This is a genomic window from Comamonas avium (assembly GCF_014836675.1).
Taxonomy (GTDB): domain Bacteria; phylum Pseudomonadota; class Gammaproteobacteria; order Burkholderiales; family Burkholderiaceae_C; genus Comamonas; species Comamonas avium.
In genome coordinates, this window is sequence record NZ_JACSQK010000002.1 from 60181 (window position 1) to 82682 (window position 22502).

General features: G+C 58.2%; 23 protein-coding genes. 12 read left to right on the forward strand and 11 right to left on the reverse strand.

The window, feature by feature from the left end; genetic code table 11:
• Positions 1 to 90: 90 nt before the first annotated feature.
• The 3 genes from H9646_RS02920 to H9646_RS02930 are packed head-to-tail and all read left to right on the forward strand — an operon-like array spanning position 91 to position 2186.
• On the forward strand, positions 91 to 615 hold the full coding sequence (locus H9646_RS02920; RefSeq protein ID WP_191721848.1) for an SET domain-containing protein: 525 nt from the start codon (positions 91 to 93) through the stop codon (positions 613 to 615).
• Complete coding sequence (locus tag H9646_RS02925; RefSeq protein WP_191721849.1) at positions 612 to 1469, forward strand: biotin--[acetyl-CoA-carboxylase] ligase; 858 nt, start codon at positions 612 to 614, stop codon at positions 1467 to 1469. Before H9646_RS02920 ends, H9646_RS02925 begins: the two co-directional genes overlap by 4 nt.
• An 18-nt stretch (positions 1470 to 1487) precedes the next feature.
• Entirely contained in the window at positions 1488 to 2186 is a 699-nt protein-coding gene (locus H9646_RS02930; protein ID WP_191721850.1) for an SPOR domain-containing protein, read from the forward strand.
• Between the two features lie 152 nt (positions 2187 to 2338).
• Here the strand turns inward: H9646_RS02930 and H9646_RS02935 are convergent, their stop codons facing one another.
• Complete coding sequence (locus H9646_RS02935; protein ID WP_191721851.1) at positions 2339 to 3310, reverse strand: Bug family tripartite tricarboxylate transporter substrate binding protein; 972 nt, start codon at positions 3308 to 3310, stop codon at positions 2339 to 2341.
• A 152-nt stretch (positions 3311 to 3462) separates the two neighbouring features.
• Positions 3463 to 4431 carry a tripartite tricarboxylate transporter substrate binding protein BugE gene (locus H9646_RS02940; protein ID WP_191721852.1) on the reverse strand — a complete coding sequence of 323 codons (969 nt, stop codon included), beginning with the start codon at positions 4429 to 4431 and terminating at the stop codon, positions 3463 to 3465.
• A 121-nt stretch (positions 4432 to 4552) separates the two neighbouring features.
• On the opposite strand from H9646_RS02940, the gene H9646_RS02945 reads away from it, so the two are divergent.
• Entirely contained in the window at positions 4553 to 5548 is a 996-nt protein-coding gene (locus tag H9646_RS02945) for a LysR substrate-binding domain-containing protein (RefSeq protein WP_287914408.1), read from the forward strand.
• An 18-nt stretch (positions 5549 to 5566) separates the two neighbouring features.
• Here H9646_RS02945 and H9646_RS02950 read toward each other — a convergent pair whose 3' ends face one another.
• The 3 genes from H9646_RS02950 to H9646_RS02960 all read right to left on the reverse strand — a co-directional run bounded on the left by H9646_RS02950 (position 5567) and on the right by H9646_RS02960 (position 8475).
• On the reverse strand, positions 5567 to 7042 hold the full coding sequence (locus tag H9646_RS02950; RefSeq protein WP_191721853.1) for a sensor histidine kinase: 1476 nt from the start codon (positions 7040 to 7042) through the stop codon (positions 5567 to 5569).
• Positions 7043 to 7114: 72 nt separating this feature from the next.
• On the reverse strand, positions 7115 to 7789 hold the full coding sequence (locus H9646_RS02955) for a response regulator (protein ID WP_191721854.1): 675 nt from the start codon (positions 7787 to 7789) through the stop codon (positions 7115 to 7117).
• A 182-nt stretch (positions 7790 to 7971) separates the two neighbouring features.
• On the reverse strand, positions 7972 to 8475 hold the full coding sequence (locus tag H9646_RS02960) for a MarR family winged helix-turn-helix transcriptional regulator (protein WP_225213964.1): 504 nt from the start codon (positions 8473 to 8475) through the stop codon (positions 7972 to 7974).
• A 139-nt stretch (positions 8476 to 8614) separates the two neighbouring features.
• Between H9646_RS02960 and recA the strand changes: the two genes are divergently transcribed.
• Complete coding sequence (recA, locus tag H9646_RS02965; protein ID WP_191721855.1) at positions 8615 to 9733, forward strand: recombinase RecA; 1119 nt, start codon at positions 8615 to 8617, stop codon at positions 9731 to 9733.
• 70 nt (positions 9734 to 9803) lie between these two features.
• Positions 9804 to 10259: a recombination regulator RecX gene (recX, locus tag H9646_RS02970; protein ID WP_191721856.1), complete on the forward strand. Its 456-nt coding sequence runs from the start codon at positions 9804 to 9806 to the stop codon at positions 10257 to 10259.
• A gap of 87 nt (positions 10260 to 10346) precedes the next feature.
• Here recX and yddG read toward each other — a convergent pair whose 3' ends face one another.
• Entirely contained in the window at positions 10347 to 11270 is a 924-nt protein-coding gene (gene yddG, locus H9646_RS02975) for an aromatic amino acid DMT transporter YddG (RefSeq protein WP_191721857.1), read from the reverse strand.
• 178 nt (positions 11271 to 11448) lie between these two features.
• Positions 11449 to 12381: an N-acetyl-gamma-glutamyl-phosphate reductase gene (argC, locus tag H9646_RS02980; protein WP_191721858.1), complete on the reverse strand. Its 933-nt coding sequence runs from the start codon at positions 12379 to 12381 to the stop codon at positions 11449 to 11451.
• A gap of 327 nt (positions 12382 to 12708) precedes the next feature.
• On the opposite strand from argC, the gene sucC reads away from it, so the two are divergent.
• From sucC to H9646_RS03005, 5 genes are all read left to right on the forward strand, one after another.
• Positions 12709 to 13869 (forward strand): ADP-forming succinate--CoA ligase subunit beta, encoded by a 1161-nt coding sequence (sucC, locus tag H9646_RS02985; RefSeq protein WP_191721859.1) that lies wholly within the window; start codon positions 12709 to 12711, stop codon positions 13867 to 13869.
• A gap of 21 nt (positions 13870 to 13890) precedes the next feature.
• Positions 13891 to 14790, forward strand: coding sequence for a succinate--CoA ligase subunit alpha (gene sucD / locus H9646_RS02990; protein ID WP_191721860.1), 900 nt, complete (start codon positions 13891 to 13893; stop codon positions 14788 to 14790).
• A gap of 206 nt (positions 14791 to 14996) precedes the next feature.
• The gene (locus tag H9646_RS02995; RefSeq protein ID WP_191721861.1) at positions 14997 to 15680 is read left to right on the forward strand and encodes a TerC family protein; all 684 of its coding nucleotides are present in this window, start codon (positions 14997 to 14999) and stop codon (positions 15678 to 15680) included.
• Between the two features lie 321 nt (positions 15681 to 16001).
• Positions 16002 to 16493 carry a pilin gene (locus tag H9646_RS03000; protein ID WP_191721862.1) on the forward strand — a complete coding sequence of 164 codons (492 nt, stop codon included), beginning with the start codon at positions 16002 to 16004 and terminating at the stop codon, positions 16491 to 16493.
• A 156-nt stretch (positions 16494 to 16649) separates the two neighbouring features.
• On the forward strand, positions 16650 to 18185 hold the full coding sequence (locus tag H9646_RS03005) for an O-antigen ligase family protein (protein ID WP_191721863.1): 1536 nt from the start codon (positions 16650 to 16652) through the stop codon (positions 18183 to 18185).
• A gap of 88 nt (positions 18186 to 18273) precedes the next feature.
• On the opposite strand, the gene moaC is transcribed toward H9646_RS03005, so the two are convergent.
• A complete protein-coding gene (gene moaC / locus H9646_RS03010) occupies positions 18274 to 18759 on the reverse strand; it encodes a cyclic pyranopterin monophosphate synthase MoaC (protein WP_191721864.1) in 486 nt (161 codons plus the stop codon).
• A gap of 146 nt (positions 18760 to 18905) precedes the next feature.
• On the opposite strand from moaC, the gene H9646_RS03015 reads away from it, so the two are divergent.
• Positions 18906 to 20447 (forward strand): M48 family metalloprotease, encoded by a 1542-nt coding sequence (locus H9646_RS03015; RefSeq protein WP_191721865.1) that lies wholly within the window; start codon positions 18906 to 18908, stop codon positions 20445 to 20447.
• Here the strand turns inward: H9646_RS03015 and H9646_RS03020 are convergent.
• The 3 genes from H9646_RS03020 to H9646_RS03030 form a co-directional block, all read right to left on the reverse strand.
• Entirely contained in the window at positions 20415 to 20768 is a 354-nt protein-coding gene (locus H9646_RS03020) for a phage holin family protein (protein ID WP_191721866.1), read from the reverse strand. The genes H9646_RS03015 and H9646_RS03020 overlap by 33 nt on opposite strands.
• Positions 20769 to 20883: 115 nt before the next feature.
• Entirely contained in the window at positions 20884 to 21351 is a 468-nt protein-coding gene (locus tag H9646_RS03025; protein WP_191721867.1) for an adenine nucleotide alpha hydrolase family protein, read from the reverse strand.
• Between the two features lie 154 nt (positions 21352 to 21505).
• Positions 21506 to 22264: a TerC family protein gene (locus H9646_RS03030; RefSeq protein WP_191721868.1), complete on the reverse strand. Its 759-nt coding sequence runs from the start codon at positions 22262 to 22264 to the stop codon at positions 21506 to 21508.
• Positions 22265 to 22502: the final 238 nt, after the last annotated feature.

Consider the following 22502-nt stretch of genomic DNA (forward strand, 5'->3'; position numbering starts at 1 on the left):
TCGTCTTCACGCACGCGTGCGTACGCACATGTACATGTACGCATGTGCGCGCACGTGCATGTGTGCATATTTAAGTTATCAGAGATTTCAATGCCCAGCACATTACGTCCTTCTCCCACAGCTAAACGCATTCAAACGCGCCGCTCCGGTGTACATGGAAAAGGCGTATTTGCCGTGCAGGACATCGCCGCAGGCGAGACCATCATCGAGTACACCGGCGAAGTCATCAACTGGGAAGAAGCGCAAGCGCGCCACCCGCATGACCCCAGTCAGCCCAACCACACTTTTTACTTCCACGTGGACAACGATGTGGTGATTGATGCCAACCACAAGGGCAACTCCGCCCGCTGGATCAACCACAGCTGCGCGCCCAACTGCTATACGGATGAGCGCTCCGGGCGCATCTACATCGTGGCGCTGCGCAACATCAAGGCGGGCTCAGAGCTGAACTACGACTACGGCTTGATGGTGCAAGAGCGCTACACCAAGGCGCTCAAGGCGGAGTACGCCTGCTACTGCGGCGCCGCCTCTTGTCGCGGCACCATGCTGGCACCCAAGCGTGGCTGGCGCCCCCCCATGCCAGAAGACTTTTCCGAAGACGGAGTTGCGCTGTGAATCTGGCACCTACCCGCTGGCCTGCCGAAGACCTCTGGCTGGAAATCGCCCCCAGACTGCCGGGGTTTACCGTGGAAGTGCTGCCCGAGATTGATTCGACCAACACCGAACTCATGCGCCGCGCTCGTGCCGGCCAGACCGAGCCGATTGTGCTGGTGGCCGAGTCGCAAACAGCGGGCCGTGGTCGCCAAGGTCGTGCCTGGCTGAACCAGCCCGGTGACTGCCTGATGTATTCGCTGGGTCTGGTGCTCAACCCTGTCGACTGGTCAGGGCTGTCCTTGGTGGTGGGCTTGAGCATTGCCGAGTCACTGCAAGCGGGTGCGCCCACCAGTCAGGCTCGGATTGGTGTGAAGTGGCCCAACGATTTGTGGCTGCACGATGGCCGCAAACTGGGCGGCACCTTGATTGAAACGGCCAACTTACCCGCCAGCACCCATGCTGCAGGTATAGGAGCTGGCCAGGGCATGGCACGCTTTGTCATCATTGGCACGGGCATCAATGTGCGACCACCCCAAGGCGCGACCGATGCGCTGTCCACCCCCACCGCGTGTTTGCAGGATATCGATGCCCAATGGTCAGCGCCACGGGCTTTACAGCATCTGCTGCCGCGTCTGGTAGATGACGTGATGCAGTTTGCCGACCACGGTTTTGCACCTTTTCAGGCACGCTTTGCCGCGCACGATGTCTTGCGCGGCCAGCGTGTGCATTTAAGCGACGGCAGCAGCGGTGAAGCCCTTGGCGTCTTGCCCGATGGCACGCTGCAACTGCGCACACAAGCCGGTGTGCGCAGCGTACTGAGCGGCGACGTCAGCGTGCGCCCCATACACATGGCCTTGCCGGCTGCGCCCCTTTGATCCACAGGAACTGTTTTCATGCTGCGTTTTGCATTGCTGGTTTTGTTGGTGGCGAATGCGGGCTATCTGGCGTGGTCTCAGGGCTGGATGGCCACACTGGGCTGGATGCCTGAAGCCCAGACCGAGCCCTACCGGCTCAAGCAGCAGGTGCGCCCTGATGTCCTGAGCGTGGTCCCCACACCGCCAGCAGCCACCGCTCCGCCAGCACCCACATCCTCATCCGTCAGCGCCACCGAACCTGTCGAAGAGATACTGCCTGAAACCACGGTCTGCCTGCAGTCCGAGAACATGGATGAGGCACAGTCCAAAAAACTGCAGCAAATTTTGCAGCAAAGTGACTTGCCTTCCACCAGCTGGGAGATGCAAAGCTCGGCCATTGCCGGGCGCTGGATGGTGTACCTGGGCAAATTCCCCAACGAAACAGCCCTTGAAAAACGCCGCGCTGAATTGCGTACGCGCAAGATTGGCTACGACCGTGCAGGCGGCAGTCTGGAGCCCGGCTTGTCCCTTGGCCGCTTCTCTTCGGAAGATGCCGCCACCCGCGAACTGGGCCAGATGCTCAACCAGGGCGTGCGTGGAGCTCGCGTTGTGCAAGAGCGCGCACCCCAAACCCTGTATGCGCTGCGCTTGAGCCATGCCACCGCTGCACAGCGCTCCATCTTGCAACGCCTGCAGCCCTCAATGGGTGGCAAAGCATTGCGAGCCTGCGCCAGCTAGGCACAGCCCACGCCAGCCAGCCGCTGCAAACTGGTGGTGGTGCTGGCAGTGGCGGTGCACCCGTCAAGCCACAGGCCCACAGGAAGCAGCTGAACATTGAAAAAGGCCTGCGGCATTCGATGCGGCAGGCCTTTTTTTAAAGCACCAAGTGCTTACTCGATGCTGATATGGGCGGCTGCAGCCACCGTTTTCATCTTGCCCACTTCGCTGATTATTTGCTGGGTGAACTCTGCGCTGGATGTACCCGAGACATACAGGCCCTGCGCATCCATGCGCTTTTTAACCGCGGGGTCCTGCAGCACCTGAGCCACCGCTTTCTGAACGCGTGCAATTTGTTCAGGCGAGGTACTCCTTGGGGCCACCAGACCGAACCACGAAGGATCGTTCAACTCGGGGTGCCCAACCTCCTTGTAGGTGGGCACTTCAGGCAGCACGGCCAGACGCTCACCCCAAGACACCGCAATGGCGCGCAGCTTGCCCGACTGCACATGGGGCAGCGAAGAGGCTACCTGGTCAAAGTACACCGGCACTTGCCCGCCCAGTACATCGTTGACTGCCGGGCCTGCACCACGATAGGGAATGTGCACCATCTGGACACCCGTGGACTTGATGAACTGTGCCCCCCACATATGGCCAATGGTGCCGTTGCCCGGCGTGGCGTAGCTGACCTTGCCGGGGTTGGCCTTCAGATAGGCCACCAGCTCCGCAAAATTCTTGGCAGGAATCACGCTGGGGTTGATCACGATGACACCCGGCGCCTTCACCACCTCGCTCACACCCACAAAGTCTTTGACAGCGTCATACGGCAGTTTTTTGTAGACCGCAGGGTTGACGCCATGGGTAGACAGTGTGGCAACACCAAAGGTATTGCCATCCACGGCGCGCGCCACTTCGGCCATGCCAATGGAGCCACCCGCACCGGCCTTGTTTTCAATGATCACAGGCTGGCCCAGCAGCTTGCTCAGCGCGTCTTGCATATTGCGCGGCACCATATCGGTGGCCCCCCCAGGAGGGAATGGCACGACGATGCGCAGTGGCGCCATGTCTTGCGTGGCGGCCTGCACCGGAAAACTGGCCGCCAGAGCGACTGCGGACATTGAGGCCAAGAAGAAGCGACGCTGCATAAAACCCACCTTTCAAGCAATGAAACCAGCGCACATGCGCTATTGGTGCTACTTGCATGCAAGCAACATGCCAAGCCACGCAGACACGCTGGGCAACAAAAAACCCGCAGGCCATGGGCGCTGCGGGTTCTGGCTGTCGGGACAGCGGTGAATTAATTCACGCTGATATTGGCAGAGGATGCCACGCTCTTCATCTTGGCCACTTCGCTGGCGATCTGCTTGGTGAAATCTGCGCTGCTTGTGCCAGAGATGTACATGCCCTGGGCATCCATGCGCTTTTTCACGGCGGGGTCTTTCAGTGCATCGGCCACCGCTTTTTGCACACGCGCCACTTGTTCTGCAGGCGTGCTCTTGGGCGCAACCAGACCAAACCACGAAGGATCGTTCAACTCAGGGTGGCCCGCTTCCTTGTAGGTGGGCACATCAGGCAGCACCGCCAGACGCTCGTGCCAAGACACCGCAATGGCGCGCAGCTTGCCGCCCTGAATGTGCGGCAGCGAAGATGCCACCTGGTCAAAGTACACCGGCACCTGGCCACCCATCACGTCATTGATGGCAGGGCCTGCGCCACGGTAAGGAATGTGCAGCATGTCTACGCCAGTGGCCTTGATGAACTGAGCGCCCCACATGTGACCAATGGTGCCGTTGCCGGGCGTGGCGTAGCTGACCTTGCCGGGGTTGGCCTTCAGGTAGGCCACCAGTTCTGCAAAATTCTTGGCAGGAATCAGTTTGGGGTTGATCACGATGACGCCAGGCGCCTTCACGATTTCTGTGACGCCCACAAAATCTTCAATCGCGTTGTAAGGCAGCTTGGCGTAGACCGCCGGGTTTACACCGTGGGTGGACAGTGTGGCAATGCCAAAAGTCAGGCCGTCGGTGGAGCGAGCCACTTCAGCCATGCCGATGGAGCCACCCGCACCGGCCTTGTTTTCAATGATCACAGGCTGGCCCAGCAGCTTGCCCAGTACATCCTGCAAATTGCGGGGCACCATGTCGGTGGAGCCGCCTGCAGGGAAGGGCACGATGACGCGCAAGGGGCGCGTATCTTGGGCCATGGCCATTCCGGAAACAGACACTGCAGCAGCTGCGGCTACAGTGGAGAGAAAGTGGCGGCGTTGCATCGTGCGGGCTCCATGACGAAAAAGCGGGTTATCTATAAGACCAGTGCATGAGGTTAGGGTAAATCCTGCTTACAACCAAACAAATAGTCCTATTGTTATTATTCCCAAGAGGAATAAAACCGTGTCAACCAGCCTACTTCCCCTGCGTCGTCTGACGCCTCCCGTGCACCTGCTGCGCGCTTTTTCCACCGTCGCACGCTTTGGTGGGGTTTCGCGTGCGGCTGAGGCGCTGCACCTCACCCAAAGCGCGGTGAGCAAGCAGATTCAGGAGCTGGAAAAGTGGGTGGGCGTGGATTTGTTTGAGCGCAGCCGCAAACGGCTGACCCTGACGCCCGCAGGAGAACGCTACGAGAAAGCCGTGCGCGCCTTGCTGTCGCAACTGGAATCAGCCACGCTGGAATTGATCACCAGCACCGATGGTGGCGGGGCGCTGCACCTGTCCAGCCTGCCCACGTTTGGCGCCTGCTGGCTCATTCCGCTGCTCCCCCAGTTTCAGCAGCAGCACCCGCAAGTGACGCTGCACTTTGTGCCTTACGTGCAAAGCTATGACTTTGAAAGCCCGAACCTGGACTGCTCCATCCTGTTTGGGGACGGCCACTGGCCCGGCGCCCGGGCGCACTATCTGGACGGCCAGGACGTAGCCTTGATTGCACCCCCTGCCAGCTTTGGTGGCCCCCCCATTCAAACCCCGCACGATGTGGCGCGCTATACGCGCCTGCGCCACCTGACCATTCCGCATGCGTGGATGACCTGGGCACAAGCCTGGGATGTGGGCAATATGGACCCGCTGGCAGGCCTGCAGTTTGACCAGTTTCAGACCATCATTCAGGCCGTCATGGCCGGCATGGGCGTAGCTCTGGTGCCGCGCTGTCTGGTGCAGGACAAAATTGCCAGCGGCATGGTGAGCGAGCCACTGCCCCAGCACGGGCTGGTCAGCAACCTGGGCTACTGGCTGTGCTACCCCGAGTCACGCGCCAACATTGCACCGCTGGTGGCTTTTCGCAATTGGTTGCTGCAGCATGCACAGCCTCCCAAAGAGCCAACCGCCAGCAGCCTGGCGGCGCAGCACAAAATTCGCAGCAAGCACCGCTCATCCAGCAACGCTTCTCAAGCATAAACATGCTGGATCGCTGACTTAATCGACGTCAGTGGCTTCTATAGATGCAGCGGATCGGATGGCGTTAAAGCGCACTGAAAACAAGGCACCCGGCGGTTTGCGCTGCGGCTGGGCGTCGCTCAGCACCACCTCGGCACCATGCTGGCGTGCAATCTCCTGCACGATGGGCAGGCCCAGACCCGAGCCGTCAGCCTCTGAACCCAGCGCCCGGTAAAACGGCTGAAACACCAGATCCCTCTCTTCCTGCGGCACGCCTGGACCGGTGTCTTCCACCTGCAGCAAAACCACACGCGCCAGCACATCCGGCAACACGCGCGCCGTAACTACCGCCGGGTGTTCAGCGCTGGATGGGCTGTAGTTGATCGCATTGCTCAGCAGGTTGCGCACCAGCTCTTTGAGCAAGGTGGCATTGCCTTGCAGCCACACTCCCGGGTCACCCGGCTCGGCCCCCTCGTAACCCATGTCCACATGGCGTTCCATGGCCTGGGGCAGCAAGTCCTGCATCACCTCAATCACCAGCGACACCAGGTCACACGGTGCACGCTGCAGGCCCGTACCACCGCCTTCGGCACGGGCCAGCGACAACAGTTGATTGACCGTGTGCGTGGCCCGTACGCTGGAGCGCGCAATTTGCTCCAGCGAGCGTTTGAGCTCCTGCGTGCTCATGCCCTCGCGCTGCGCCAGATCGGCCTGCATGCGCAGGCCTGCCAGCGGTGTCTTGAGCTGGTGCGCCGCATCGGCCAGAAAGCGCTTTTGCGTGGCCAGCGATTCATTGAGGCGGCGCAGCAAATCGTTCACCGCATCCACCAGCGGGGCCACCTCCATGGGCACAGCGCGGTGGTTCAGTGGTGACAAATCTTCGGGCTTGCGGGCGCGAATGCGCTCTTCCAGCCGGTGCAGCGGCTTGATGCCACGCGCCAGCGCCAGCCACACCAGCAGCACCGCCAGCGGCAAGATGACGAACTGCGGCAGCATCACGCCTTTGATGATTTCTGCTGCCAGCACGCTGCGCTTTTCACGCGTTTCGGCCACTTGCACCAGTGCCAGCTCGTCGTTGCCCACCAGCGGCAACCGCACCCACATGGCCGCCACACGGATGTCCACGCCACGCAGCTCATCGTCACGCAGCACCACCTCACCGGGGGGAACGTCGTAACGCGAGTGGGCGGAAGGAAAATCGCGGTCCCCGGACAGATGCTCGCCCTTGTTGTCCAGCACCTGATAGAACACCATGTCGGACTCATCGGCGCGCAAGATTTCGGTGGCGGGCAAGGGCAGGTTGAACTGAGCGCGGCCATCGGGCTCCACCATGATCAGCTGCGCCAGCGCGTGCACGTTGTACTCCAGCGCACGGTCAAAAGGCTTGTTGGCCAGCGATTGCGCCACCAGCCACGTCAGCGCCAGGCTCACGGGCCACAGCAGCAGCAAGGGCGTGAGCATCCAGTCCAGAATTTCTCCGAACAAGGATCGCTGCTCACGCTGGAATATCTTCACGGGGCTGGCCTGTCATTGGTATATTTTTGGCCGCTAACGCCTGTGCAGCAAGCGCTGCCAGCGATGCTTTATTTAGCCTTGGATTTTTTCAAGGCAATACCCAAGACCACGCACCGTGGCAATGCGGATGGGGCCGCGCTCAATTTTTTTGCGCAGGCGGTGGATGTAGACCTCAATGGCATTGTTGCTCACCTCTTCACCCCACTCACACAGGCGCTCGACCAACTGGTCCTTGCTGACCAGACGGCCCGCACGCTGCAGCAGCACCTCCAGCAAGCCCAGCTCACGCGCAGACAGCTCCACCATCTTGCCGTCAATCGTTGCCACACGCCCGGCCTGGTCGTACACCAAGGGGCCGTGCTTGATGGAGTTGCTGGTGCCTCCCATGCCCCGGCGCGTCAGGGCGCGCACGCGAGCCTCCAGCTCTTGCAGACTGAAGGGCTTGGCCATGTAGTCGTCAGCACCAAAATCCAGCCCCTGCACGCGCTCGTCCACACTGTCAGCGGCCGTCAAAATCAGCACTGGCAGACCGTCACCACGGCCACGCATGCGCTTGAGCACTTCCAGCCCATGCATGCGGGGCAGGCCCAGATCCAGAATCAGCAAGTCAAACTGGTTGTTGGTGACCAAGGCGGTATCGGCCTCAATGCCACTGGCCACATGATCGACCACCGCCCCCGCACTGCGCAGGCTGCGCAATAGGCCATCTGCCAGCACTTGATCGTCTTCTGCAATGAGGATGCGCATGGGTCTGTCTCCTTGCCGCGCCGCGATCTCGTGCCGCAGGCTGCAGCGTGTGTTGTCACTTCACGCACGGCACCATGGGCGGCACCGTTCATCTGACCATTCTAGAAGTCCCCCCCTGCGCGCCCTACAGGTGTTTACGCGGGTGCTGCGCTGCAGCACGCATGTGGCGGACAAGCAACCAGTCAGGCCACATCGCCTGCATCGCTGCCGTAGGCCTCCAGCCCCAGACGCACCACGGTGGCAACCTCTTCGCCCACGGCCTCCACAAATTCTGCCTGCGCCTGCTGTACGGCACGCTGAAAAGCCCAGTGCCATTCACAGCCGGCCTCGGTGTATTGCACGCGCTTGGCGCGCCGGTCATGCACATCAGCCACGCGCGTGACCAGCCCCCAGGCCTCGCACTGATCCACCAGATCCATCATGGCCTGCTTGCTCATGCTGGCCCTCTCGGCCAGATCGGTGATGCGGTCTCCCTGCAGCGAAAGATGGCGCGTGATGTGAATGTGCGCCGCCCCCACCTTGTTGCGCGCCGCCAGGTTCGACAGCGCCAGCGGTGTTTCATCGTCCTGCGCCATCAGACTGCGCACCCGCTCATCAAACTTGCGCATGGCATGGCCCAGCAACCGCCCCAGGTGGGTCTGCCGCCACGCTTCATCGACATGCACGGGCAATGTTTTCATTGGCATAGTCAGTTTTACGAATAGTCATACAACTTGACTATATATTTTTTGCAAAGCCCATACACTACTGTTCAAGCATCCAGCCTGTGAACAACCACAGGGGGTGCACTTACCAAGTCCACCCTCTTTTTTTCAAGGAAAAGCCATGAACGCCATCACCCGCAACACCCCCGATGCCAACAGCGAAAAGTCCAAGGCACTGGCTGCAGCCCTGGCCCAGATTGAAAAACAGTTTGGCAAAGGCACCATCATGAAGCTGGGCGAAGGCGAAGCGATTGAAGACATTCAGGTGGTGTCTACCGGCTCGCTGGGCCTGGACATTGCGCTGGGCGTTGGTGGCCTGCCACGTGGCCGCGTGATTGAAATCTACGGCCCGGAATCGTCGGGCAAGACCACGCTCACGCTGCAGGTGATTGCTGAGATGCAAAAGCTGGCTGGCACCTGCGCCTTTATCGATGCCGAGCACGCACTGGACACCGCCTATGCCCAAAAGCTGGGCGTGAACCTGAACGAGCTGCTGATCAGCCAGCCTGACACCGGCGAGCAAGCGCTGGAAATTTGCGACAGCCTGGTGCGCTCTGGCGCGGTGGATCTGATCGTCATCGACTCGGTGGCCGCACTGGTGCCCAAGGCCGAAATTGAAGGCGACATGGGTGACTCGCTGCCCGGCCTGCAGGCGCGCTTGATGAGCCAGGCCCTGCGCAAGCTGACGGCCACGATCAAGAAGACCAATTGCACCGTCATCTTCATCAACCAGATCCGCATGAAGATTGGCGTGATGTTCGGCTCGCCAGAAACCACCACCGGCGGCAATGCGCTGAAGTTCTACGCCTCGGTGCGTCTGGACATTCGCCGCACCGGCACCATCAAGAAGGGCGACAACGCCATTGGCAACGAAACCAAGGTCAAGGTCGTCAAGAACAAGGTGTCGCCCCCCTTCAAGACGGCGGAATTTGACATCATGTTTGGCGAAGGCATCAGCCGCGAAGGCGAAGTGCTGGACATGGGTGTTGAAGCCAAGCTGATTGAAAAATCCGGCGCCTGGTATGCCTACAACGGCGAAAAAATCGGCCAGGGCCGCGACAACGCCCGTGAGTTCCTCAAAGAGAACCCCGCGCTGGCCATCGAGATTGAAAACAAGGTGCGCGAAAGCCTGGGCATCAGCCTGGTGGCCGTGCCCGGCGCAGATGCAGCAGCCACCAAACCCGCCAAAGGCAAAAAAGCCGACAAGCTGGTTGCCGACGAAGACGGTGTGATTGCCTAATCATTTTTTAGCGTGAAAAAGGCTGCCAGCGCTGACTGTTCAAGCGCTGGCAGCCATTTTTTTGGATGTTATGGGTTTCCACAAAATATCTCTGACCGGCCGCGCGCTCAAATACCTTTCACAGCGTGAGCACTCGCGCCTGGAGCTGGAGCGCAAGCTGGCCCCTTACGTAGAAGAAGGCGAAGACCTGGCTGCCGTGCTGGATGCGCTGGAGGCCAAGAACTTCATCAACCCCGAGCGTGTGGCGCAATCGGTGCTGTACCGGCGCAGCGGCAAGCTGGGAGCCTCCCGCGTGCTGCACGAGCTGCGCAGCAAAGGGCTGGATGACGACACAGTGCGCGCCGCCGCCGAGCAGCTCAAAGACACCGAGCACGCACGCGCCTGGGATGTCTGGCTGCGCAAATTTGGCGAACCCGCCACCACACCACAAGAACGCATGAAGCAGATGCGCTTTCTGGCCAGCCGGGGCTTTGGCGGCGATGTGGTCAACAAAGTACTGCGCGGACAGGCCCCGGACGAGGATTAAGCGAGTGCAGCAGGCGCCGGCAACGGCCCCTGCCTAGCAACCGCACGAAGGCAGCAGTTGCCACACTCACAAAAGGTAAAGGCCGCTCTAGTGCCGCGTCGCCCACCAGCACACCAGCGAGCCACCGGTAATGAGCACCACGCCTTGCCAGAACGGCAGACCCGGCTGCACCGACAGCCACACACTGGCCCACAGTGCCGACAGTACAGGGGTGAAATAAGAGCCAGCTGCCATCACCGCCAGATTGCCGCGCTGAATGCCATGCTCCCAGCAGCTATAGCCCAGTGCCGTCGCCCCGCCCACGGCAAGCACCTGTGCCACCACGCTCCAGCTCCATTGCATGGGCGGTGCATCGACTGCCAGCCACTGCAGCCACAGCAATGCTGCGGTGAGGATCAGGAACAGGCCCACCCCATTAAAGCCCCCGCCAAACATGCGCGCCAGCACAGAGTACGCAGGCCACATCAGTGCTGCACCAAAAGCCAGTGCATAGGCCAGCGGATTGGCCGCCATGTGCGTGCCCAAATTGCGCCACCAAGGCGCCGCACTGGCTTGTGCGCCCTCACCCATCACCATGACCAGACCCCACAGGCACAGGGCCGCCCCGGGCCACAGCCACCAGCGGGCACGCTGCTGGCGGCACACCACGGCCAGCACAATGGTCAGGCTTGGCCAGAGGTAATTGATCATGCCCAGCTCCAGCGATTGCGGGCGGTCATGGGCCAGCCCGATTGCCAAAGACAGGCAGATTTCGTAGAACGCAAACAGCAGCCCGCAAGCGAGCAGATACACCCGTGAGACCCCGCGCAGCTGCGTGCGCGATGGCAGGCCTTTGACCATCAGGACAAAGCCTGCACTCACGCTGTAAAGCACGGCCGCACCGCCCAGGGCACCCAGCGCTTCGGCCACAGAACGCATCAGGCCAACCGTGCAGCTCCAGCACACCACGGCAATCAGGCCAATCAAGGTGGCACGGCGCACCTGGGCAGCCTTGGCTGTTAAGTCAGACATCAAGCATGCATCATAAAAAGTAGCTGTTAACGCTTGCAGTTCAATGGTTTCAGATACATATCGATCTAAAAACCAATGAATACGCGCGTAGTGCGCTATGAATAAAAAATACGGTCGCTCTGCGTAAAAAAAGCGGCACCAGACCGCTTCTTTGTTGTGAGCGCTGACAGCGCGGCGCTTAAAGGCCCAGCATCAGCTGCAGATTTTGCACCGCAGCACCGCTGGCGCCCTTACCCAGATTGTCCAGACGCGCAATCAGCACGGCCTGGCGGTATTGCTCGTTGGCAAACACGCGCAGCTCCAGCTGGTTGGTGTTGGTCAGCGTGTCAGCAGCCAGCTTGTTGTCCTGCGTCGGAGGCAACACTTTGACCCACTGGGCTGGCGTATTCGTTTGGCCGTAGTGGCTGGCCAGCGCATCGTGCAAGTCAGCCGCCTTGGGCGCACCTGGCAGCAAGTCCAGATGCAGGGGCAACTGCACCAGCATGCCCTGGGCAAAGTTACCCACCGCAGGAATGAACACCGGGCGGCGCGTCATGCCGGTGTAGTGCAAGATTTCTGGAATGTGTTTGTGGCTTAAACCCAACGCATAAGCCTCATACGGCGCTGCAGTGCCGGCTTCGTACGCCTCCATCATGGGGCGGCCACCGCCAGAGTAGCCAGACACAGATGGCAGGGCCACCGGATAGTCGGCAGGAATCAGGCCCGCATCCACCAGCGGGCGCAGCAGCGCAATGGCACCCGTGGCATAGCAGCCGGGGTTGGAAACGCGGGTTGCGGCCTTGACCGCAGCCAGCTGGCCCGTGCACAGCTCTGGAAAGCCATACACCCAGCCAGGGGCCACGCGGTGCGCGGTCGATGCGTCAATGATCTTGATGACGCGGCCCGTCTCTGCGGTGATCGCATCCACCATGGCCGTGGTCTCGCGCGCAGCATCGTCGTGCAGGCACAGAATCACCAGATCCACGCCCGCGATCAGCGCACGCTTGGCAGCAGGGTCTTTGCGCAGCTCAGGCGCAATGCTGACCAGCTCCACGCCAGCCATCCCCTGCAAGCGGTCACGAATCTGCAGACCCGTGGTGCCGGCTTCGCCATCAATAAAGACTTTGGACATCTCAACGCTCCCGCGCTCTTTGGCGCATCTGTGCCACACACTGCGGCACCATCTCAACAAAAACGCGGATTGTCCCTCGACAGGACACCCCCGCACGCCGCCCATAGAGCCACTAGGGTTTTTGCTAGGCCGCGCAAACACAGATTTGACGCGGCTTTGCGCACTTCACTACGTATTGACATACGTAGAACCCACTTGACATGGCACTTTTTGGTTGCAGTGCACCATGGTACATTCTTTGATTGCCATGTCATACGAGCCCGGCTCCGCATGTTTAGGCAGCAGGAAAACGGGCATTTTCCCCTCCGTTTCAGAGAGACAAGACTCATGAAGATTCATGAATACCAAGGCAAGGAAATCTTGCGCCAATTCGGTGTGCCAGTACCCCGTGGCATTCCGGCATTCACCGTCCAAGAAGCTGTAGAGGCAGCACAAAAGCTTGGCGGCCCAGTTTGGGTGGTGAAGGCGCAGATCCATGCTGGCGGCCGCGGCAAAGGCGGCGGCGTGAAGGTGGCCAAGTCCATCGAGGATGTGAAAACCCTGGCCGAGCAAATTCTCGGCATGCAGCTGATCACGCACCAAACTGGCCCCGAAGGCCAGCAAGTGCGTCGCCTGTACATTGAAGACGGCGCCGACATCAAGAACGAACTGTATGTGTCGCTGGTCACTGACCGTGCCACACAAAAAGTTGCGCTGATCGCTTCCAGCGAAGGCGGTATGGACATCGAGGAAGTGGCTCACTCCACACCCGAGAAGATCATCACCGAGATGATCGATCCTATCGCTGGCATCACCGTTGAGCAGAGCAAGAAGGTGGCTGCTGCCATCGGCCTGACAGGCGCATCGATTGACCAGGCCGTAGACATCTTCGCCAAGATCTACAAGTGCTACATGGACACCGACGCATCGCTGGTGGAAATCAACCCGCTGAACTGCGACTCCAAGGGCAACCTGATGGCGCTGGACGCCAAGTTCAACTTTGACCCCAACGCGCTGTTCCGTCACCCAGAAATCGTGGCTTACCGCGATCTGGACGAAGAAGACGCAGCCGAAGTGGAAGCCTCCAAGTTCGATCTGGCCTACATCTCGCTGGACGGCAACATCGGCTGTCTGGTCAATGGCGCAGGTCTGGCCATGGCCACCATGGACACCATCAAGCTGTACGGCGGCGAGCCTGCCAACTTCTTGGACGTGGGCGGCGGTGCAACCGCTGAGAAGGTTACTGAAGCCTTCAAGATCATGCTCAAGAACCCCAAGGTCACCGGCATCATGGTCAACATCTTCGGCGGCATCATGAAGTGCGACACCATTGCCAACGGCGTGGTTACCGCTTGCAAGGCCGTGAACCTGTCCGTGCCACTGGTGGTGCGCATGAAGGGCACCAACGAAGATCTGGGCAAGAAGATTCTGGCCGAATCCGGCCTGCCAATCATCGCTGCCGACACCATGGCCGAAGCGGCTGAAAAAATCGTCGCTGCCGTTAAGTAAAAAGCCCTCGGAGATAAAAACATGTCGATCTTTATCAACAAAGACACCAAAGTCATCACCCAGGGCATTACCGGCAAGACCGGTCAGTTCCACACCGAAAAGTGCCAAGAGTACGCAAACGGCAAGAACGCCTTCGTAGCGGGTGTGAACCCCAAGAAGGCTGGCGAGCGCATTTTTGACATCCCAATCTTCGGCTCCGTCAAAGACGCTGCCAAAGAAACCGGTGCCACTGTTTCCGTGATCTATGTGCCACCAGCAGGCGCTGCAGCTGCCATCTGGGAAGCCGTAGAAGCCGACCTGGATCTGGCCATCTGTATCACCGAAGGCATCCCAGTGCGTGACATGCTGGAAGTGCGCAACAAAATGCGCGCCAAGGTCGCCGCAGGCGGCAAGGAAACCCTGCTGCTGGGCCCTAACTGCCCCGGTCTGATTACGCCTGACGAAATCAAGATCGGCATCATGCCCGGTCACATCCACAAGAAGGGCCGTATCGGCGTGGTCTCGCGCTCCGGCACGCTGACTTACGAAGCCGTGGCTCAACTGACCGAACTGGGCATTGGCCAGTCCTCGGCTGTCGGTATTGGTGGTGACCCCATCAACGGTCTGAAGCACATCGACGTGATGCGCGCCTTCAATGACGATCCAGACACCGACGCCGTCATCATGATTGGTGAAATCGGTGGCCCGGACGAAGCCGAAGCCGCTCTGTGGTGCAAGGCCAATATGACCAAGCCAATCGTTGGCTTTATCGCTGGCGTGACAGCGCCTCCCGGCAAGCGCATGGGCCACGCTGGCGCGCTGATCTCTGGCGGTGCTGACACGGCTGACGCCAAGCTGGCCATCATGGAAGAGTGTGGTTTCACCATCACGCGCAATCCTTCCGAAATGGGCCGCCTGCTGCAAGGCCTGCTCAAGAAGTAAGCCACAGCAGCTTGCTGACCAAAAAGGCCGTGCCGACTTCTGTCGGGGCGGCCTTTTTGCCTGAACATGCCGCGAGCACCCAGCCATTTACGCAAAACTACGCACGCCACTGGGCAAGCGCAGGCGTAAACTGCCGACTCCAAAAAAAGTAAACGCCGCTCTGCATCTGCAGAACGGCGTTTTCAATTCATAACAGTGGAGTAAAAATGGAATTTCTGAGCACTGCCGATTTCTGGATCGGCCTGATGAAGATCGTCTGGATCAACATCATTCTTTCTGGTGACAACGCTGTCGTCATCGCCCTTGCTGCCCGTTCACTGCCGCCGGAGCAGCAAAAGAAAGCCATCATGTTTGGCTCTGGCGCTGCCGTTTTTCTGCGCATCGTGCTGACGGTGGTTGCGGCCAAGCTGCTGGAGCTTTCGTTCCTGCAAGTCATCGGCGGCTGCCTGCTGCTGTGGATCGGCTACCAGCTGCTGACTGGCGGTGAGGAAGAAGAAGGCCAAGCCAAGGGCAAGGGCTCCATGGCTGCGGCCATTCGTACCATCTTGATCGCCGATCTGGTGATGAGTCTGGACAACGTGATTGCCGTTGCAGCTACCGCCCAGGGCAACATGGTGCTGCTGATCATGGGCCTGGCCATCTCCATCCCTCTGGTCATCTTTGGCTCTACCCTGATGATCAAGCTGATGGACCGCTTCCCCGTCATCATCACGCTGGGTGCAGCCCTGATTGGCTGGGTCGGTGGTGAAACCATCGTCAACGACAACCTGCTGCACGGGGTCGCACTGGCCCACCCATGGCTGCACTACGTAGCTGCTGCTGCGGGTGCCGTTTTGGTGGTCGCCGTAGGCAAGTGGATGCAAGCCCGCCAGGTCAAACCATTGGCCTGAGCCGGCACAGGCACAGGCACAGGCACCAGCCAGCACCAGCGCCTTCGGGCGCTTTTTCTTGGCTGGCACAGCGTATCCACAAGCTTCACCCCTGTGCCAGCCCGCGCTGGCCTTAAAACCAAGGCAGTCTGTGTGCTGCAATGCCTGCAATCTGACAAAAACGTCACTTACAGTAGGCACCGCCCCTAGAAACGTGACATTTCCCGCCTATTTGCAAGCAAATTTTGCAAAGTTTCACGCTTTCCCGTGTAGGACAGGGCTGGCACGCCGATTGCTCTCTCTACACTGTATTTTTCTATTTCTACTTCAAGGAGCTTTTTCATGAAGCGCACGATGCAAAAGGGTTTCACCCTGATCGAATTGATGATTGTGGTGGCAATCATCGGTATTTTGGCTGCTGTGGCACTGCCTGCTTATCAGGACTACACCGCGCGAGCCAAGGTTTCTGAACTCATTTTGGCGGCATCCTCGTGCCGCACATCTGTCACAGAGGCCTCGCAAACTGGCATGGCTTCAACCCCTGTGGACAATGGCTTTGGCTGCGGTGAAAGCACTTCTGCAATCTCGCAATATGTTGCATCCTTAACTACGAGTGAAGATGGCGTCATCACAGTAGCTGCCCGAAACATCGCTCAACTCGGTACTACCAACGTAAATCTTGAATTGGTTCCATATGTAGATACCGAGTTCGCAACCCCAGCGAAAGCAGAAAACTTCACTGGCGCCCAATTGATGCAAATTCGTGGCTGGAAATGCCAAGCACCCACAACAAACGGTATTGATGCTAAGTATCTGCCTGCTAGCTGCCGATAAATTAATTTCTCATTTAAAAGCCGCTTATGCGGCTTTTTTATTGCAATGCAGCAGCTAGGAATTTTTCTTTTGAGTCTGGCGTGGCTAATTCCCAATATTAGCAGCCCTTGGATTTCCTTCTGGATGGAGACTGTGGCGGTCACAGGCCTCGTCTTCATGAGTATTGCAACCATAAAATATAAAAATATCAGCCTTGACAGAAGAGTAATATTTTTATTTTTATTTTTTATAGCGATACAGATTTTTAATTTATTATTACGCCCCAACGCATATTATGGTGATTATTTTTTAGGAATTTTTTACTTTTTTTGCTTTTTTGCAGCCATCACTATTGGCCAGAACAATCCAGACTATTTCGAGAAAATATTTTCGATATTTTTGATTACAGCACTCGTTTCATTGGGAATTGCACTGGCACAGTGGTTGAACTTGGATTTCGACCGTATGTATCTACGAGAAATCCCACCAAACAGCCGCCCATTCGCCAACACTGGACAGCCCAACCACCTTGGTACATTGATGGTTTGGGGGATGATTGCTGCCTTGGCCATACGTGCACAAGCAAAGATATCCGTGGCAACGACCTTGTTATTACTTGCCGCGTTGAGCTTCGGGGCCGCCCTTACACAGTCCCGTACAGCACTCATTCAGTTCATAGGGTGCAGCGTTCTAATAATATTTTTTCGACGAAGAAATATTCTGCCTATTTCTTCGATTTGGGCAGTGATTGCAATTGGGATGATTTTTATATTTACATTGTTGCTCCCAGATATTTCCATATGGCTTGGCACTGCAGTTGAGCGTAGTGTTTCAGAGACCGGTATAAAAACCAATCGAACGCAACACTGGCTCTCCATGCTTGACGCAATCGCAGTACATCCATGGATTGGCTGGGGCTGGCAAGGAGCTGCCCAAGCACAACTGCAAGGTACTCAATTTGCAATTAAAGAAAGTATTTATCAATACACGCACAATATTGCATTAGATATTATTATCTGGTTTGGATTGCCTGCAGGAATTATTCTTCTTATTTTGATTTCTCACAAATATTTTATTATTTTCAAAAAAACAAGAACCCCCGCACAAGCATTTGGTTTTCTTGCATTTTTTGCATTCACCATACATTGCCTGCTTGAATATCCATTTTCTTACATGCACTTATTAATTCCAGCGGGGATTTTTTTCGGCTTGGCAAGCAACGAACCAACAAACGAGAGAAATAAAATTCCCAGTATTTTTATTAAACCAATTATTTTTATTTCAAGCTGCCTTATTATTTTCATTGTTTTTGAATACAAGAAAATAGAAGAATATACGATGGGACTACGTTTTTCGTATGCAAATATAGGCCAAATCAAGCTTCCAGATTCACCATCTGTTATTCTTCTTACCCAAGCTCTTAGTCTTGCTAAAAAGACAAACTTACGACCGAAAGAAAATATCAATACCGATGAGGCAAATGAGTACTTTCAGGCAGCTATGCGGTATGGAACTTTACGTCTTTTGCTGCATGCTGCTTTAGCAGCAGGATTTCAGGAGAATCCCCTGAAAAGCAAAGAATTTTTAATGAATATCTGCAAAATTCATTCGCCATCTGGTTGTTTGTATGCGCAAAGCATGTGGAGCGAGTGGAAAGAATCTTATCCATTCAGTATTGGAAAAATAGATTTTCCGGTAACACCCCACCCCTAAATTCAGTGCAATATGCGCACAAAAAATATCGAAACCAAAAAACATTACAAATAATCGCAAGAAAATATATAAGCATGTACCTCTGCGCTTAGTTCGTCGACTTGCCCCCCCGCTTTTCCAGCACCCGCACGCCCTGCATCACCATCTCTTTGTCTACCGCCTTGCACATGTCATACACCGTGAGCAAGGCGATTTGTACGGCAGTCAGCGCCTCCATCTCTACGCCGGTTTTGCCATGCAGCTCAACGGTGGCTTCGCAGCGCACCGCGTTTTCTGCAGGCAACAGCTCAAAATCGACGGCCACACGGGTCAGTGCCAAGGGGTGGCACAGCGGAATCAGGTTGCTGGTTTGCTTGGCCGCCATGATGCCGGCGATGCGGGCAATGCCCAGTACATCACCTTTCTTGGCAGTGCCGCTTTGAATGATGGCCAGTGTTTCGGGCTTCATCACAATGCGGCCTTCCGCCACTGCAACGCGGTGCGTTGGGGCTTTACCGCCGACATCCACCATGTGCGCCTGACCATGGGCGTCAAAGTGGGTCAGGCCGTGGTTGGGGTGGTTTTGCTCGCTCATAAAGGGTCTCTGCCGGTCAATGGGTGGGGCGATCTGCCGAGGCAATCCATGTCAAAAACATGTAAAGCGGGGAACATGGTCGCAATGCAGGCATCATAAGAGCCTGTTCCTGCCTCAGATGGCCTTGCGCCCTTTTGTTGCCCATGATGACTGCTTTCACTGGTTTGGCCGCGCCAGCACTGCGCAAAAGTTTGCTGATACTGGCCTTGAGTGCGCCCCTGTGGCATATCGCGCCCACGCACGCGCAGCTGGCTCTGCCCAATATGGGCGATGGCGCAGAGATCACCAGCAGCGAAGAGCGCCGCCTGGGTGACCGCATCATTCGCTCGCTGTACCGCGACCCGGACTACATTGACGACCCGCAGCTGCAGGCTTATGTGATGAGCATCTGGCAGCCTTTGGTGCAGGCCGCCAAGGCACGTGGAGACATGTCGCCGGAGCTGGAGGAGCGTTTTGCCTGGCAAATTTTGCTGGGCCGCGATAAAAGCATCAACGCATTTGCTTTGCCCGGTGGTTATCTGGGCGTGCATCTGGGCCTGATCGGTGCGGTATCCAGCAGCGATGAGCTGGCCACCGTCATGGCACACGAGTTGACGCACGTGACCCAGCGTCACATTGCACGCATGATTGGCGAGGAGAAAAAGAGCACCCCATTGCTGGTCGCAGGGATGATTTTGGGTGCGCTGGCCGCCAGCAAAAGCCCGGATGCGGCCAATGCATTGATTCTGGGGGGGCAGGCAGCGGCCATTCAGAACCAGTTGAGTTTTTCGCGCAGCATGGAACGCGAGGCTGACCGCATTGGCTACAGCCTGCTGGCCCCGGCAGGCTTTGCCCCGCAAGGGGCTGTGAGCATGTTTGCAAAGCTCCAGCATGCCAGCCGCCTCAACGACAACGGCAGCTGGCCCTATCTGCGCAGTCACCCGCTGACCACCGAGCGCATGGCAGACATGCAGACGCGGGTGCCACATGACCAGACACAGCCGCCCCAGCCTACGATGGAGCACACCATGATGGCGGCCCGGGCACGCGTTCTGAGCCGCCCAGGCCCTGACAGGCTGCGCCAGTGGGCCGCGCAGCCACGGCTGCCTGAGTTTGCGCAGCTGCCCGCTCTGGAGCAGGCCAGCCAGCTGTATGCGGCCACGCTCAGCTACATGGAGTTGAAGAACCTGGCCGACGCCCGCCAATCGTGGGGTCAGCTTCAGGCACTCGTACAGACCCAAGGCGATGCGCCTGCCCAGCAGCAAGTGCGCTGGCTGGGGGCAGAGCTGGAGCTTGCGGCCCAGCAACCACAGGCCGCACTGCGGCTGCTGGGCCTGAGCGATTTACAGGGAAAAATCCCGCGGCCTGCCATGATTTTAGGCAGCCAGGCCCTGATTGCCGCAGGCCAGCCGCACAAGGTGTCTGACCGGCTGCAAACCTGGGTCATTGAGCAGCCCAATGACGCCTGGGCCTGGCGCTTGCTGGCGCAGGCATGGCAGGCGCAGGGGCTGGGGCTGCGCGCCATCCGCGCAGAAGCGGAGGCGCATGCCGCACATTACGACTATGCGGCCGCCATTGACCGCTTCAGAGCCGCTCAGGATCTGGCCCGCCGCAGCCATACGCAGGCCGATTACATTGAGGCGTCGATCATTGATACACGGCTGCGTGCCGTGGATTCACTGCTGCGGGAACAGGCGCGCGAGAAGTGATTCGATGGCCAGACCGAGCAGCGAGTAAAGGATAGCCCCCCATACTGCGGCCCAAAAGCCTGCGACGTGCAGGCCGCCCAGCATGCCCGATGCCGACCACAGCATCAGCCCGTTGATCACAAAGAGGAACAGGCCCACCGTAATCAAGGTGACGGGCAAGGTCAGCAGTATCAGCACTGGGCGCACCAGTGTATTGAGCAAGCTGATGACCACCACCGCCCACAACGCAGAGCCAAAGCTTTCAACCTGTACGCCGCTAAATACGGCAGCCACCAAAAGCAATGCGCCTGCATTCAGCAGCCATTTGAGCAAAATTTTCATGGAATCCAGCATAGCAGCCAGCAGGGGCACTGGCGCTGTACACACCGGCATGAATCTGCAATGAAGCATAAAAAAAGGGGCTCTGAAGCCCCTTTTGCATTTCTGCCCGCTATGTTCAGGCAGCCAGTGTTTCGCCAATCAACACGGTCCAAAGTGCACCAATTCCGGCCAGGGTACCAGCCAGCTTGCGCAGAGGCGAAACGCCCGCTGGAGCGGCCGCTAGCTGTACCTCTTGCTCCTGCATCTTGGGGCGGCGCATGTCGATCACTTGCGCCTGCGCGCCGTGTTCGGCCTGCAGGCTGGCCAGCAGTTCGGGCAAAGGGCCACGCGCCAGCACCGTGCTGACCTGCACGCCACGCGCATTGAGCATGGGCACGCAGTCTTGAAAAAGACGATCCGCCCATTTATTGCGCCAGTTTTCACGAGAGCGATTGCTCACAAACTTGCTGACACGATGGGTAATACGAGGGGCGCAGGCCACCAGCACCCACTGCGCGCGGCTGGCCTGGGGCGCTTGCGCGGTTGCTTGCAGCAAGCGCCGGGCGTACTCAGCGTCGTCCACGTATACGATGATGGTTTCCATCTATGTCTTTCCTCAGTCGGTAGCAGAAGTTGAAGGCGTGTCAAAAAAACAAAAGCCCTGCTGAGACTACCACCAGAGGATTTGGTTCCTTGGTGTGACCCACAGCAGGGCTGAGCCAGATACAAGGCACGGACCATGCCGTGCCCTGACTGGTTTAGTGGGCCGCCTGGCCGCCGGACTTCTTGGAAGCGATCAGCTTGCCTACCGCCAGCACCAGCAGCGCACCGCTGATGTGGGCCGTCCAGTACAGCGTGCTGGAGATCTGGGCCAGGCCATTTTCGTCCAGCGTGCCCAGCTTGGGCATCCATGTCCACTTGTCGGGGTTCACGAACAGCGGATCGGTCACCAGCATGCCGCCAGCAATCCAGCCCAGCAGCATGCCGCCTGCCACGATGATCAACGGGAAGCGCTCCATCAGCGTAATCACCAGCTGCGAGCCCCACACAATGATCGGAATCGAGATCAGCAGACCCAGCACAACCAGCAGCATCTGGTGTTCGCCCGAGCTTTGGGCCGCACCAGCGATAGCAATCACGTTGTCCACCGACATGACCAGGTCGGCCACGATGATGGTCTTGATGGCTGCAAGCAGCTTGTCGCTGCCCTGGATGTTGTCGTGGCCTTCATCGTCAGGCGCAAGCAGCTTGACACCGATCCACACCAGCAGCAATGCGCCCACCAGTTTCAGCGCTGGCAGCGCCAGCAGTGTCATGGCAAACGCGATCAAGATCACACGCAAGACGATGGCACCGGCGGTGCCGTAGATGATGCCCTTGCGGCGCAGATCAGGCGGCAGCTTGCGGCATGCCAGCGCGATCACGACCGCGTTATCGCCACCCAGCAAGATGTCGATGATGATGATTTGCCCCAGTGCAACCCAGAAGGGGGCATGGGTCAGGAAATCCATATCCATATAAAACCTCAAAAGGAAGCCGCACGCACCTCAACGCGCCATGCAGCGGTTACTTACGCATGCTCACCCTGGGAAGTCTGAAAGCGCGTGATGCAGGACCAGCGCACTATGGGGGCTTCTTTGGGGACCACGTGTAATCAGTCGCCCAAAGGTCTTGCCCGCAAGATCACGCTGGACCTCACCTGACAAGCCGGAAACCGGAGTTTCGTACTGACGACTTGCCAATCCGCTGGTTTGC